Source organism: Psychrobacter sanguinis, assembly GCF_020736705.1.
Lineage (GTDB): Bacteria > Pseudomonadota > Gammaproteobacteria > Pseudomonadales > Moraxellaceae > Psychrobacter > Psychrobacter sanguinis.
The window spans coordinates 992,109-1,007,600 of sequence record NZ_CP085990.1; the positions used below are offsets into that span (position 1 = coordinate 992,109).

11 protein-coding genes are annotated in these 15,492 nt (G+C 41.7%); 2 read left to right on the forward strand and 9 right to left on the reverse strand.

Translation table 11 applies throughout. The annotated features are described in order from the left end of the window. The first annotated feature begins 200 nt into the window (after nucleotides 1–200). Nucleotides 201–1,940 carry a BCCT family transporter gene (locus tag LK453_RS04190; RefSeq protein ID WP_201537312.1) on the forward strand — a complete coding sequence of 580 codons (1,740 nt, stop codon included), beginning with the start codon at nucleotides 201–203 and terminating at the stop codon, nucleotides 1,938–1,940. Nucleotides 1,941–2,084: 144 nt separating this feature from the next. On the opposite strand, the gene LK453_RS04195 is transcribed toward LK453_RS04190, so the two are convergent. The 5 genes from LK453_RS04195 to LK453_RS04215 all read right to left on the reverse strand — a co-directional run bounded on the left by LK453_RS04195 (nucleotide 2,085) and on the right by LK453_RS04215 (nucleotide 6,874). After that, on the reverse strand, nucleotides 2,085–3,233 hold the full coding sequence (locus tag LK453_RS04195) for a MalY/PatB family protein (RefSeq protein WP_007394744.1): 1,149 nt from the start codon (nucleotides 3,231–3,233) through the stop codon (nucleotides 2,085–2,087). A gap of 73 nt (nucleotides 3,234–3,306) precedes the next feature. Beyond that, entirely contained in the window at nucleotides 3,307–3,750 is a 444-nt protein-coding gene (locus tag LK453_RS04200; protein WP_007394745.1) for a GNAT family N-acetyltransferase, read from the reverse strand. Nucleotides 3,751–3,846: 96 nt separating this feature from the next. Next, nucleotides 3,847–4,794 carry an AEC family transporter gene (locus tag LK453_RS04205; protein ID WP_007394746.1) on the reverse strand — a complete coding sequence of 316 codons (948 nt, stop codon included), beginning with the start codon at nucleotides 4,792–4,794 and terminating at the stop codon, nucleotides 3,847–3,849. Between the two features lie 150 nt (nucleotides 4,795–4,944). After that, complete coding sequence (locus LK453_RS04210) at nucleotides 4,945–5,589, reverse strand: class I SAM-dependent methyltransferase (RefSeq protein ID WP_201537315.1); 645 nt, start codon at nucleotides 5,587–5,589, stop codon at nucleotides 4,945–4,947. A gap of 466 nt (nucleotides 5,590–6,055) precedes the next feature. Further along, nucleotides 6,056–6,874 carry a crotonase/enoyl-CoA hydratase family protein gene (locus LK453_RS04215; RefSeq protein WP_379652743.1) on the reverse strand — a complete coding sequence of 273 codons (819 nt, stop codon included), beginning with the start codon at nucleotides 6,872–6,874 and terminating at the stop codon, nucleotides 6,056–6,058. Nucleotides 6,875–7,427: 553 nt separating this feature from the next. Here LK453_RS04215 and rlmF point away from each other — a divergent pair. Further along, nucleotides 7,428–8,414, forward strand: coding sequence for a 23S rRNA (adenine(1618)-N(6))-methyltransferase RlmF (gene rlmF, locus LK453_RS04220; protein ID WP_201537318.1), 987 nt, complete (start codon nucleotides 7,428–7,430; stop codon nucleotides 8,412–8,414). 161 nt (nucleotides 8,415–8,575) lie between these two features. Here the strand turns inward: rlmF and LK453_RS04225 are convergent, their stop codons facing one another. The 4 genes from LK453_RS04225 to dnaN all read right to left on the reverse strand — a co-directional run bounded on the left by LK453_RS04225 (nucleotide 8,576) and on the right by dnaN (nucleotide 15,253). Continuing rightward, complete coding sequence (locus LK453_RS04225; protein ID WP_007394751.1) at nucleotides 8,576–9,163, reverse strand: manganese efflux pump MntP; 588 nt, start codon at nucleotides 9,161–9,163, stop codon at nucleotides 8,576–8,578. 204 nt (nucleotides 9,164–9,367) lie between these two features. After that, the gene (gyrB, locus tag LK453_RS04230) at nucleotides 9,368–12,022 is read right to left on the reverse strand and encodes a DNA topoisomerase (ATP-hydrolyzing) subunit B (protein ID WP_227674326.1); all 2,655 of its coding nucleotides are present in this window, start codon (nucleotides 12,020–12,022) and stop codon (nucleotides 9,368–9,370) included. 304 nt (nucleotides 12,023–12,326) lie between these two features. Further along, on the reverse strand, nucleotides 12,327–13,676 hold the full coding sequence (recF, locus tag LK453_RS04235) for a DNA replication/repair protein RecF (RefSeq protein WP_007394753.1): 1,350 nt from the start codon (nucleotides 13,674–13,676) through the stop codon (nucleotides 12,327–12,329). Between the two features lie 401 nt (nucleotides 13,677–14,077). Next, the gene (gene dnaN, locus LK453_RS04240; protein WP_007394755.1) at nucleotides 14,078–15,253 is read right to left on the reverse strand and encodes a DNA polymerase III subunit beta; all 1,176 of its coding nucleotides are present in this window, start codon (nucleotides 15,251–15,253) and stop codon (nucleotides 14,078–14,080) included. Nucleotides 15,254–15,492: the final 239 nt, after the last annotated feature.

Sequence of the window (15,492 nt, forward strand, 5' to 3'; positions counted from 1 at the left end):
TATTAAAAGAAAGATGATCTCAATACTGACTCAGGAGAAGTAATATGACTAACTCCAGTGACAATAAATCCAGTGACAATAAAAACCGTCACCCTATAAATAGTCACTTACAATCCCACTCAAAATAATACCTTCCAGACTTTATTAAGACCAATTCAGCACATAAAAGACCGCCTCATTTAGGCACTTTTAATGCACCAATGAACATTACTCAACGCCGTCCTGATCATGAGCCGGACACCCGTATTGATAAGTTTACCTTCGGTATGGTGCTGGTCATCCTGTTAGGCATTTGTATTCCCCTAGTTTTCTTTCCAGAGCAAGGTAAAGAGTGGGTGGAAATTGCCCGGAGCTTTGTTACCACCAACTTCGGCTTTGCCTATTTGACCTTTGGCATTTTGGCGATGATATTTGTCATTTATATCGTCTTCTCTGATATCGGTAACATCAAGCTTGGTCGTCCCGAAGATACCCCAGAGTTTAAAGATGCCTCTTGGGCTGCCATGCTGTTCTGCGGAGGTATTGGAGCCAGTATTCTATATTGGGGACTTATTGAATGGGCCTATTATTATCAAGGCCCTCCTTTTGGTATCGCCGCTGAATCACCTGACGCCATCCGCTGGGCCACCACCTATGGTATTTTCCACTGGGGACCTGTCGCTTGGGCCATTTATTTGGTACCAGCCGTGCCTATCGCTTATTTTTATTATGTACGCCAGATTCCGGTACTAAAGGTCAGCCAAACGTTGATGCCTTTATTGGGTGAAAAACTAGCTCACAGTAATTGGGCAAAGATGCTCGATGTGCTGTTTGTATTTGGTATGGTCGGTGGTGGGGCAACGACATTAGGTCTGGCCTCCCCCTTGATTAACGAAGGTCTATACAACTTATTTGGCTTACCACGCAACATTACCATGCAATTGGTAGTACTGTTTGTGACCACGTTAATCTTTGCTTATAGTGCCTATCAAGGTCTAAAAGGCGGTATTCAAAAACTGTCTAATATCAATTTCTACATGGCCATAGGACTGCTATTATTCATCCTTATCGCTGGTCCAACTGTCTTTATTTTCAATACCGGACTTGAGGCGTTAGGCCGCTCGATAACTGAAATGCCGCGGATGATGACTTATATTGAGCCCTTTAAAGACTTTGAAAATTTTGGCTTTAAACACACTACCTTCCCTCAAGATTGGACCGTATTCTACTGGGCATGGTGGCTGGTATTTGCCCCTACCATTGGTCTATTTATCGCCAAAATTTCACGCGGCCGTACCATTCAAAATATGGTAGTAGGCTCAATGTTTTATGGTTCGTTAGGCTGTGCAATGTTCATGATTATCTTAGGTAATTATGGCTTGTATTTACAGTTAAACGGCACCGTAGATGTGGTGAGTATTCTTAACAATGAATCAGCCACTGCTGCAATTTTTGCGATTTTAAATAGCCTGCCCATGTCTTATGCCGTGGTAGCCGTATTTACCCTCTTAGCCGTAATATTTACCGCGACGACTTTTGACTCAATCTCTTATATTTTAGCGTCCGTGGTGCAAATAGAAGTGGACGACGAACCACACCGTTGGAACCGTTTATTTTGGGCATTTACCCTGTGTCTATTGCCCGCCATTTTGATGTTCTTAGGTGATTTGGCGACTCTGCAAACTGCTTCTATTATCGCTGGTGCTCCGCTGATTGTTATTCTATCTTTGATGATGCTATCGGTGATAAAAGCGGCACGTTATGACCTATATTATCAGCCTGATTATTACTTGAAGACTATTCATATTGAAGAGCTGGCAGACAGTGCGCCTTGGGAAGAAGGTAAAACTTCAGAAGCCCCTGAAGGCTCAGTGTTGGCCCTACAAGATGAGTGGGAGCAGATGCGTGAGGATAATGAGGAAGAAGAAAATACAGATGAGTTAGACAAACACGACAGCTAGTTTTCCCCTAATACAACCCTAAATTGAGCCGTAAAAAAGGTTGGACTAGTAAACTAATCCAACCTTTTTTGTATTTAGCTTTTTTAGTACTTAACTTTTGACGTTAGCTTTTGACGATTGAAGCAGCTATCTACGACTTAGAGGCTAAGCCAAAGCTTGTTTTACTCTATTTAATCCTTCAGCGAGTATAGACTGGGGACAAGCCACATTAATACGCATTTTGAGATGACCCTCGTTGCCATACTGAATACCGGAATTCAGCTCGACTTTGGCCTCTCGTAGCTTGTCATATAGCCCCTTATCATCGTTAGCATACGCAGAACAATCTAGCCAAATTAAATAAGAGGCTTCAGGACGCATTACTTTCACATCGGGCAGATGCGTGGCCAGATAATCAATCGTAAAATCAATATTTGTCTCAATATAAGCCAAGGCTTGTTGCAACCACGACCCGCCATTTTCATAGGCACTACGCATGACACTATAGGCAAACATATTCAGCTCATTTTCATCATTCAAGCGCTGTTGATTACTGATTTGCTTTAACAAAGCCTTGTCCTTAGCAAAGATTAAAGAGCCCTTGATGCCGGCCACATTAAAGGTCTTAGTCATCGACGTTAGACTAACTACCATCTGCTCATAACCTTCCGCTAGGTTTAAAAACGGGGTAAAGGTATGTCCAGTTAAGGTCAAATCTTGGTGAATCTCATCACTCACGATCGCCACTTGATACTTTTTGCAAAGCTCTAATACTGTCTTTAGCTCCGCCTCACTCCACACTCGTCCGCCTGGATTGTGCGGGTTGCATAATAAAAACAGCTTCACTTTGTGCTGTTTAATTTTCGCTTCCATGTCTTCTAAATCAAAGTAATAGCGTCCGTCTATTTCTTTTAGTGGTGAACTAATTGCTTTACAACCATTAAGCTTGGTTTTGGCCACAAAAGGGGCATAAATAGGGTCATTAATTAAAACCGCATCCCCCACTTCAGTAAATAAATTCACCATTAATGCAATACTAGGCACTACTCCAGGCGAAAATAAAATCTGCTCTTCGGTTAGCGACAAGCCATAACGACTACTGTGCCAATTAATAATCGCCTGATATAAGGCGTCAGTCTGTTTGGTATAGCCCAATACGCCATGGTCAACCACTTGCTGTAAGCTGTCTAAAATAGGCTTTGCGGTCTTGAAATCCATATCCGCAACCCAAAGCGGAATAGTGTCATCTTCATAATGCCACTTAATGGAGCCTGTGTTGCTTCTGTCTATTACTTCATCAAAATTGTATTGCATGGATTGTTCCTAATAAACGCGAGAGATTTTAATTTAATACTGTATAACGAGGGAGATTCAGCGTCGTTATTGATTAGGTATCGATTCGCTGTAATTCAGTCAGTGCATAGTTGCGATAATGGATATCGTCTCGAACCGTAAAGCCTAATTTATCCCAAAAGCCATTGCCGATTTGGTTACCTTTAAAAATAAACAAACCCACTTTCGATATGGACAATTGAGTCATTTGGTCTAATACATTTTTTACCAATGCCTGACCGAGTCCTTGGTTACGATATGCTGGCAGCACCGCGGTATGGTAAATATAACCGCGCCGGCCATCCTCTCCTGCGATAACAACGCCTATGACTTCTTTATGTTCATTTTCTGCCACAAAACTAAGCGTTGGATTACGGGTTAGCATACGTTCAATACCTTGATAAGAGTCATCGATATCATTTAAGCCCATACCGGGGGTAATTATCCACAGCTGGTATACCGCATCGTAATCGTTCATTGTCATTGGGCGAATGAGCATGAGATTTGGCCTTGTTAGGAAGTGAATGGCTCTACAAAGTTATACTGAATAAGGTCCTACTGAAATACGTATTTATGACTTAAAACACAGTTTACCCTAAAACCCAACCGTCATCTCCCAATATATCAGCACCGCACTCATACTAAAAAACGAGCCAACGGTTGAGATGATAACAATAGCCGACACTCGATCAACCAAACCATAATGCTGAGCGATGATGGCAATGGTTGAGAAGGTCGGTGCAGACGCAAACAGCATGGCCACATATTTGCTTTCTACTGGCGCGCTTGGGATAAGCATAATTGCAACTAACATCATTAATGGATGCACAATAAGCTTACCTAAGCCAATAGTGGTAATCTTGGGTAAATCACCTTTTAGCTCTAGACCAGATAAGCTCATACCAATAACAAACAGCGCAACAGGGGCGGCAACGCCTGAGAGCATGTGTGCAGTTTGAGCCGCTATTTTCGGAACAGGAATGTTAAAAATCGAGAAACTCACGCTGATGATAATGGCAATAATCAACGGGTTACGGGAGAGGTTTTTGATAATACGCAATAATAATTGACCCAAAGACTGGCCAGAGTCGGTGCTCATATCTGCCATGATAAACAGCATTGGCAGCATGATAAAACTCTCTATCAACACCACCATGGATAAATAAGTGGCTGCCTTCGTAGACCCGATAACCGCTGACAATACGGCAAAACCAATAAAAGCACTGTTTGAATACGCTAATGCCGTAGAGTTTAGAGCAGCAGAGACATTATCCTGACGCCAAAATCCTTTGGTCACAATAATACCTATCACAAACGCCAAGACCGAACCTATGGCATAGATAAGAAGATAGCTTGGCGATATGACTTCCTGAAAGGGCATTTCTGAAATGGCGTTAAACATCAGTGCAGGTAAAGCAATATACAGTACTAAAGTGCCCATGCCTTTGGCGTGGCTTGGGTCAATAATGCGGGTGCGCACGCTCAGATAACCCAGAGCGATAATGATAAAAATCGGTGCGGTAATGTTGAGGATGTCTAACATAGTAGGAAGTGCCCTGCAAAAATCTGATGTGTTGTGTCTCGCTTCAAGGCATTATATACGTTCATTCTGGGCTTACATCTACGCTCTAAATGAGCTTTATTTTTATTTGAATAGCCTATTATTTGTTTAAATAGCCAATTATCAGCACCTTTACTTCTTAAGTTTTTTTGCGACTACAAAATAACTAGAGGCACCTTTATATGTTTTTTCAGTTTCAATAATTTCAAACTCTGCATTCGCCATTAAGTCATCTAAGTCAGAACTTTTAAGCCTTCTAATTTCAATGGGAATGATGCCGATTTTACACAACATTCGAATCAACTGAATTTGAGCACTAACTGAAAATGACATCTTTTCTCGTAGGCAGGGCGTTACCGAAATAAATAGTCCCTCAGGTTTTAATAAGTCATGTATTCTTTGAGTGACCTCGTGAGGGTTAGATACGGTATGCAGCATATTGAAAGCCAAAATCGTATCAAAAGAATCATTATGGTATCTTTTATCAAAAATATCGGTTTGCAAGAAATTTATATTTTCAATTTTACTCATGATAGCTTTTGCTTTGGCAATCTCAATCATCTTTAACGATATATCAATGGCATGAATCTGTTTCACATGATGAGCAAGCGCGCAGGCTGTGGTACCCGTTCCACATCCATAATCCAAGACAATATCATTGTCTCCGAGATATTTTTTAGTATTTTCTCTAGATTTACTATGAATGTATTCAAAACGTTGTTCTGTTTTATCATAGTTTTTTGAAGCAGTGTCCCAAAATTCTATAGATTTACTCATTTTCTGTCCCATTTATAATTGGTCATTAAAATCTTATATCTATAAAATTAATTGGCTAAGGCTTCACAAATGAATCTTTCACTTTTAATGATTGGTATTCTTCTATTTTCCAACAGCAAAGAAGCTTTCTCGCAATTGCCACGTATAGATCTAGTCTCTTAAACTATCTCTGGGTGAAAACAACCGCCACGATGCGGTAATAAACAATAAAACAAAGGTGAAAATGCCACCTAATAAAGCACTAAGCTTTAAGTCGTCTTCAACCGTTCGAATTATTGAAACGTCACTTATATAACGCCAAATGACCATACCGAAGAAGGCTATGATCGACAAAATACAGCCTCGATAAACACAAGTTAGGTAAGGATGACCTTTTATCCTAAAACTTGGATGACTGATACTTTCCTCGATGACATCTTCGACCACCCACTCTATAATGAACTTAAAGACGTCATCTAACATAGCGTTAACGACCCTTAAACTGAGCCTCTCGGCGCTCAACCATTGATATTACGCCCTCTTTGGCGTCTTCAGAGGCAAATAAAGGTGGCAAAAAACTGTGAATATTTGCTAACGCCGCTGCCGTGCCATTACGCGCAGCATCTTGAGCAGAAGCTAGCACACCTTTTACTCCAAGTGGCGCCGCTTTACTGATTTCGGTCGCCAACTCATAGGCTCGATCATACTGTTTGCCTTTGGAAACTACCTCACTAACCAGACCTAGCTTGTCAGCGGTAGCAGCATCAAACGGCTTACCGGTCAATAGATAAGGCATGGCTTTTTGCCACCCAGCAGCCTGCACAAAGCGGACAGTTGCCCCGCCAAAGGGCATGATACCGCGCTGAACTTCCATCTGTGCAAAGTTACAATCCTCACTGGCGACTACCACATCGGCATTCAACATCAGCTCAATACCCGCCGTAAAGCAAGTACCTTGTACTGCAACCACCACCGGTTTGGTACGCAGCTTGCCACTAATGCCCCACAGGTCAATTTGGGTACTGTCAAAAGCGAAAACTCCCTTATCTAGCTTGTCTTGTAATTCCATCAAATCAAGGCCTGCAGTGAAGTGCTCACCATGGGCAAATATAACGGCACAGCGCAACGTGTCATCGTTCTCATAACGGGTTAAAGCCTGTGATAACTGGGCAATCATATGACTGTCAAAGGCGTTGCGTTTGTCGGCACGATTCAGGCCAATCAAGCAAATATATCCCTCAGTGGCATAGCTAATTCGGTTTAGTTGCTTGCTCTCACTATTGTGAATGTTAATGTTACTGGTCACTGTTATTGTCCTTTTATACGTTAGTCAGTGGCGACTCATGCCGCTACCGGTGTCCTATAAGTCAACTATAATCCTATGCCGGACGCTTAGCAAACCTAGCAAATAGGCAATTTGTTTATTTTCAATCTATGTTGCTACAGCAAACCTGTTAAACTAGTCCCCAAATGGCTGAAAACTTTTAAAAAAGTTTAGAAGACGAAAAAAACTGCCATCAAATGTAAAAACCATAAATCATTGATTTTATTAAATATTTTATTTTTGATTAGTGTGGATATAATGCCTATAAAATAGTTATCCACAGGACAAACACCTTCCGCAAGCCTTGAAAATAAAGGGGTTTGTAGAGTTTAACCATATTACGCACAGTTAAATTGTAGTTATTGTTGGGTATTGTCGAGTCTTGTCGGTTATTGAGGTTTATTAACGGTTATTATCAATAGTACGGCCAATTTTGTTCAACGGTACGGACAGTATTTTCTTTTACCTTACCTTTCTTTTACCCCTCTTCCTATTTCAATTATCCACCCTATCACCTGAATAAGTTTTAATCCCTATGACACAACCTATCACCCAAAAAAACACCACGCATAAAACTCCTACCAGTAAGCCAGCGGCCAGTACCCTGCACCCTCGCAATCCGCATCAAGGTCGTTACGATTTTGATAAACTTATCAAAGCGTTACCTGAGCTTGAAAAGCATGCCATCACTAACCCTAGTGGTGAAGCAACGATCAACTTCTCAGATGCTGACGCGGTTTTAACCTTAAACAAAGCTTTGTTAGCATTGCACTATGGTATTAAATATTGGGATTTACCCAAAGGCTACTTGTGCCCACCGATTCCAGGTCGTGCTGACTATATTCACCAAGTAGCTGACTTATTGGCCGATAACAACAGTGGCTCAGAAAACAAGAAGCCACATGTACTAGACATTGGTACCGGTGCCAGTTTGATTTATCCCATTGTGGGCAGTCAGAGTTATGGCTGGTACTTTACCGCCACCGATATAGACCCTGTTTCTATTAACACCGCCAAAACCATTTGTGAAATCAATCCCAATCTAAAAAAATTGGTCACCGTCAAACAGCAAAAGAATCCGAAAAATATCTTTAAAGGCATTATCGGTGAACACGATTATTTTGATATCACCGTGTGTAATCCTCCGTTTCATGGGTCGATGCAAGAAGTATTGGATGCCAATAATCGCAAACAAACCAAACTGCAAAAAAATCGCGCCCGTCGCAATCCTAATAGCCAAACTGCAAACAAATTTGCCGATGCCAAAAACAACTTAAACTTTGGCGGTCAAAATGCAGAGCTATGGACTGAAGGTGGCGAATTCGCGTTTATCAGTCGTATGATTAATGAGAGTGTCGATTATGCTCAGCAAGTAAACTGGTTCACTACTTTGGTTTCACGGGCTGAAAACTTAAAGCCCCTTGATGCCTTACTGAGAAGAGTTGGCGCCAGACAGATTAAAACCATCAATATGCAGCATGGTCAAAAAGCCAGTCGAATTTTAGCTTGGCGTTTTAAATAAATTGCTAATGCCGCTTATTTAGCCAAATCGACAGGTAGCATTGTCTTTAAAACAGGCTTCACCTCATTAAAAAAGACCCTTTATCCATGGACAAAGGGTCTTTTTTAATGCCGCTGCTTTTTAAGCAAAATTTTTAGAGGAAAAATACAGAAAGTAGCCGACTATAAAATCATTTTGATACCAATAGCGATTAGTACCACACCACCCAATATCTCTGCTTTATCCTCTAACCATGTCCCTGATTGTCGACCTAAATATACGCCACCAAAGCTGAACAGAGCCGTCACTACCGCGATAATGAGACACGCAATCCAAGCGTTAACCGCCAATAAATTAAGCGTAAATCCTGCTGCCATCGCATCGATACTGGTGGCAATTGCCAATGAGGTCATTAGCTTATGATCAATTTTAGTGTTGTCTGTTACCTCTAGCACCTCTTCTTCTTCATCGCCAGTAAATGCCTCATACAGCATTTTTGCGCCCAGTCCCACTAGGATAATACAGCCAATCCAAGGCGCAGCAGACGCCAACCAACCCAGTAAAGCAGACCCCAATAAGTAGCCAATTAAGGGCATCACCCCCTGTGCTATCCCAAAATATAATCCTGCCATTAAGGCCAGTTTAAACAGCATAGAGCGCGCTTTCTCAGCAGTGGAGAATGTCGTAGAGCCTTGTTTCGCCCCTAGTCCAATAGACACTGCAAAAGCATCCATCGCTAAAGCAATGGCCAATAAAATGACTTCAATCATTAAGAGATTCCTAAATAGCTCAAAAACTGGTTGTAATAATGAGATTTTATCAATTTTTCCATATTGTGAAACTATCAAATATTTAACAATTACAATGTTTCACGTGAAACAAAAAAAGCCACATTACTTTGAAGGTGACTTTTCTAACGACTGTTTAAACTTTTGGCTATCTTATATCAGACATCCTCTACTACATATCGATTATTAGATATCTAGGTTGGTCACAGTTAGGGCATTTTCTTCAATGAACTGACGACGTGGCTCAACATCATCACCCATTAAGCACATAAATAGATGATCTGCTGCAATGGCATCTTCAATCGTTACTTTTAACATGCGACGATTTTCAGGATCCATAGTCGTGTCCCATAGTTGGTCAGCGTTCATCTCACCTAGACCTTTATAGCGTTGTACCGATAAACCACGGCGTGCCTCTTGCATAACTTGTTGCCATAAATGGTCAAAGTCACGCAACAATATGTCTTTTACAGTACCCGTGGTGGTGTCACGACGGACAAAGGCGGTATCGGTTAACAGTGTGTTCCACTCTTTTGATAAGCGCATCAAACGAGCGTATTCACCTGAATTAAAGAAGCCAGCATCTAGCAAATAATGCTGTGCTAAGTTGTGCACATAGATGGTAATTCGAGGCAACCACTGAGGCTTAGTCGATAGCATATCGCTGTCTGCGCCTTCCACCACTTCAGCATCTTCGACATCACTATTAGGACTGTCTACTTTGGCCCCTAATTTGAACTTAAACTGATTATTGGCATCTTTCGCCGCTTCAGATAACTCATCTGTGCGAGGCGCATGGATGTTATCAAGCTCGATACTCGAACGTAAATCACTGCCAAAACGTTCTAATTGAGCCTGTAGCTTATCTTTCCACTCACTCATGACATCATAGTCATAAGTCATATCTGTGGAGAGTTTAGGTACATGGGTTAGGGCATCCAACAGTACTGCCGGATAGCGAATCTGTAGACGACTTTTTACCAGTTGGGTCTGGTTATAATCGTTCAACAATGATTCCAATGCTTGACCGGTAATGGCAGGCGCATCTTCACTGATGTGAAGGTTCATCTCATCAATCGTAGAAGATAACAAGTAAGCTTTTAAGGCTTCATCATCTTTCAGATACAGCTCTTGACGGCCCTTTTTAACTTTATATAAAGGTGGCTGAGCAATATAAATATAACCGCGCTCGATAAGCTCTGGCGTTTGACGGAAGAAGAACGTCAGTAACAAGGTACGGATGTGTGACCCGTCAACATCAGCATCGGTCATGATGATGATTTTATGATAGCGTACTTTGTCCGGGTTATATTCATCTGGGCCAATACCACAGCCTAACGCCGTAATCAAAGTGCCAACCTCAGCAGAGGACAACATCTTGTCAAAACGGGCACGCTCTACGTTCAGAATTTTACCTTTTAGTGGCAAAATGGCTTGTGTCTTACGGCTACGACCCTGCTTCGCAGAACCGCCCGCAGAATCCCCTTCCACAATATATAATTCAGACAGTGCAGGGTCTTTTTCTTGACAGTCCGCCAGTTTGCCCGGTAGACCTGCAATATCTAAAGTGGTTTTACGACGGGTTAATTCACGGGCTTTACGCGCCGCATCACGAGCTCGTGCGGCATCAATAATTTTGCCAGCAATCGATTTAGCAGCGCTTGGGTTTTCTAATAAATAGTCATTAAATTTATCGTGCATCGCTGATTCAACAGCAGATTTTACCTCACTAGAAACCAGCTTATCTTTAGTCTGACTCGAGAATTTAGGGTCGGGTACTTTGACCGAAACAATTGCGGTTAACCCCTCACGGGCATCATCGCCAGTGGTATTTACCTTCTCTTTTTTCATCAGATTTTCGTTGTCCATATAAGTATTTAGACAACGGGTTAATGCCGAACGAAAACCTGATAAGTGAGTGCCCCCATCTTTTTGCGGGATATTATTGGTAAAACACAGCACTTTTTCGTTATAAGTATCGGTCCACTGTAGCGCAGCTTCGACGACAATACCGTCATCTTGCTCACTCACAAAGTGGAACACATCGTTTAAGCCTTCCTTACCTGAGTTAATGTAGGCCACAAACTCTGACAAACCGCCTTTATGTTCAAAAACATGCTGTTTGTCGGTACGCTCATCAGTTAATACAATACGTACCCCTGAGTTTAGGAATGATAGCTCGCGCAAACGTTTGGCTAAGATTTCAAAGTCAAAGGTCGTACCCGTGAAAACGTTTGGGCTTGGATAAAAACGGATTTGAGTCCCAGTACGGTCTGTCTCTTCTAGCATTTGGATATCGCCATGTGGCACACCATCGCTATAGGTCTGCTGATAATGATGGCCTTCACGCCAAATATTCATTTCTAGTTTTTTAGATAGAGCGTTTACTACCGATACACCCACGCCGTGCAGACCGCCTGACACTTTATAACTATTGTCATCGAACTTACCACCTGCGTGTAGCACGGTCATAATAACCTGCGCTGCAGAGACCCCTTCTTCGGGATGCACATCTACTGGAATACCTCGGCCATTATCCATGACACTAACCGATTCATCTTCATGAATAATAATATCAATCTGGTCGCAATGCCCTGCTAAGGCTTCATCAATGGAGTTATCGACCACTTCGAACACCATGTGATGCAAGCCAGTGCCGTCATCGGTATCTCCGATATACATACCTGGACGCACGCGTACTGCTTCAAGCCCTCTTAATACTCGAATATTTTTTGAACTATATTCTTCTGGCTGTGCCTGTTGTGGTAAGTCTGCAATATCGACCCCCTCTGGCAAGCCTTCGATTAGCTCTTGCTCGGTATTATGGTTTGATTCACTCATGTTATATCCTTTCCTAAAACGGCAATGCTGATTTAATCAGCAATTCAAATGGCATAGGGGTTTTAACAGCTCACTTTTTAACGCACATTAATGCTCAATATTTACTTTGTTCTACGCTTAACGCTATGCTCGGCTATGTACTGTATTTTTGCTTAATTCTGGGCATTCCCTCTTGCCCAATACTAGGGTTTCTATGCCTATAATTTCACTATAAAACTTAACGGCTATTATAGCATTTTTTGGCAATAAAAGCATGTGGCGTATGGGGTGAATTACCCCTGATTCTGGCAGTAGAACCTTATGTTTATGGAGACTGAATAACCTTACCCTGTTTCATGTGAAACAATTTAGCTTCTGGCCAATACGGTTGGATTTTGGTCATTATGTCATCATCTAAGCTGGTGATAAAAACCTGACAAGACAACTGTGACAGCGACTTAAGTAGGATAGAAAGTGCCCGCTCATCAAGTTCAGCGGTAATATCATCTAGCAGTACTAAGGGTAACCCCTCATCGTTTCCAATGGAAACAGCATTGTTTGCCTCCATACCTGCCAATAACGGCAGTTGTGACAATCTTAAGGCGGTGATTAATAGCTTTTTCTCGCCTCGAGATAATATATTGGCGGCTTGTTCACGCACATTACCCAAGACCACCTCATCCTCTTCCTCAAACACCTGATCTGAATCTAGTTCGTGACCATTGTCTGTCTGATCATCCTCTAATACCGAATCATTAAACAGCTCAGGATAGTCTGTTTGCACAGAATCCAAGGTTAATGGCGCTTCCTGCTGTTCATTGTTTGCAGATTGAAGTCTCTTATTCTCAGAAGTTTGATTGACTTGTTGCCTAGCAGCTTCGTCTTCCACCCACAGTACCTGCACATCTGCACGGTGACAGCCAATGCGAGTGTAGCCACTCTGACAGTCTTGGGCCAATCGTTGTTGCAATAATTCGTCTAATGGGATCTCGGTGTTATACCCTGCTGAAAATCTAAGCTGGATAAAGGGCGCATAAGCCGGCAATAGCTGTTTAAGAAGGTCATTAAATAAAGGCTGCCATTCTTCAAAAGCCTGCTGTCGATAGTGGGTAATCAAAGCAGCATGATTGGCCAGCCCTTTGTCCCAAGCTGCCAACTCTTTTCGTTGATAGTCTGACAACCTAGGCGACTGCTTTAGCAAGGCATTTCGTTGTTTTAATAAGCGCTGATAAGACAACCATTGCGGATGAAACCCAGGTTTCACGTGAAACGTTATCCAGTCTAATAATTGCCTTCGACTGCCACTTCCTATTTCCAATATATCCATCGACGAAGGGTCAATTAATAAGGTAGGTAATTGCTTGGTCAACGCACTTTGTACATAGACTGCCTGTTGATCTAAGCGCATGATGCTACTAGCATCTTGAGCTTTTTGTATGGCCATACTACTGCCACTGGCGAACTTGGCATGCACCGTAGTATGGGGCGCATGATGAGAAATATAACGTTTTGGCTGATGATGCCGAAAGCTCTTGCCACGAGAGAGTAGATATAAGGATTCTAATAAGGAGGTTTTACCACTGCCATTTGCCCCAACGAATACATTACACTGCCCTACTGGAATATGGACCGCTTGCAAATTACGTAAGTGATGGATGCTAAGTTGGGTCAGCATATAAAAAGACCTTTATTGTGTGTTGAATCATTTTAATGAGGGCATTGTGGCCATGATTAAAGCCCACATTACTTTTCAATATAACTCTCAATGTCTGAGTACCAAATTTACCAGCAATATTTGTCAACAGTAGCATAAGCTATTAAATTAGCTATATGAGCAATCGCTTTAAATAATGGACGCTTAAATAAATAAGTCTTTAGACTTGGAAAAAACAATATCAGGCAACTTCATTTAACATAATGTGTAGAAATACTAGTTATAAGATTATGTTAAATTAAAAATACTAGCTATCATAGTTCATTACATAAACAATAGATAAAATGCAGCTATTAAAATCACCATAAAAAAAGCAAAACCCTGAGGTTTTGCTTATTAGAAAAACTATAGCATTGCTGTTGCTAGATACGCATCGGCATAATCACGTATTGATGCTGTGAGTCATTCAACTGATTGACCAACACCGAACTATTAGCTTGGCTCATATGTAATTGAACATCGCCACCCAATACATCCAACACATCTTGCAAATAGGCAGCATTAAAAGATAGCTCAATAGGTTCACCTTGATAGTTAACCTGTAATGCTTCTACTGCTTCATCCTGTTCAGCGTTATTAGCGCGAACTTCTACATTCCCATCTTGGGAGAACTTAAAGATAACACCACGTGACTTCTCATTACTTAAAATAGAGACCCGTCTTAGGACGTCTGTCATTTGGTCCTTATTGGCCAAAGCTACTTTATTGGTACTGGCAGGCATAACTCGGCGATAATCTGGGAATTTTCCGTCAATTAGACGGGCGGTAAAGGTAACTTTTATAGCGTCGTCAATTTGACCGGTGCTATTAACATTACCAAAAGGCAGCGTTACTTGTAAAAACTCGCGCCCAAACACCAAGGTTAAATTACCATCGTTATCGCCTACCAGTTTACCCAGCTCATTACCCAAGCGCTCAAGCTCAATAACTGCTTTGCGTGGTAAGATAGCCTGCATGGTAAAATCATCAGCAACATCAATAACGCTGCGGGCTAATGCCAAACGATGACCGTCGGTAGCCACGGTGGTTAATTGTCTTTGAGCCACTTCAAATAGCATACCCGTTAGGTAATAACGCACATCTTGAATGGCCATGGCAAATTGAGTTTTTGCCATTAAATCCATCAATACGGCGCGACTTAAAGTCAGCGGTGTAATATTGGCTGGGGTACCTAATACTGGAAAGTCTGCAGCGGGCAATGTCCCCAACACAAAACGGCTTTTACCGCTAGTGATCACGCAGCGCTCGTTGGCTTCGGCACTAAAATTAACCATAGTATCTTTGGGTAATAATTTACAGATTTCATGCAGCTTAGACGCCGGTAAAGTAGTCGCACCGACCACACCCGTTGCCCCATTACCCAGCTTAACTTCGGCGCTTAACTCTACCTCCAAATCAGAGGCCGTTAAGATGAGCAGTTGCTCAGTAACTTCCAGCTTAATATTGCCCAGAACTACCATGTTATGGCGTTTGTCTGCCGCTTTGGCAATCAAGTTGATGGCTTTTAGCAGCAATTCACGATTTATAGACAGTTGCATAATATTGGACTCTTTAATGAGGTCTTAATTCTTAATGTGAGGTATACCTAGTTTAATCTGACTTATTTGGTTTGATTCACGCTTTTATTATTAAGGCTATGCTGTTTCACCCACTGTGTTTATTCAAGTTGTATGGGTGATTAAGGCTATTTAGTATAACCAAATATTAAACGCTCTGCACGATAAGCATTTGAAGTAATACTTACCCTTCCCTTCTCTTAGCTCACTTTATTTATTTA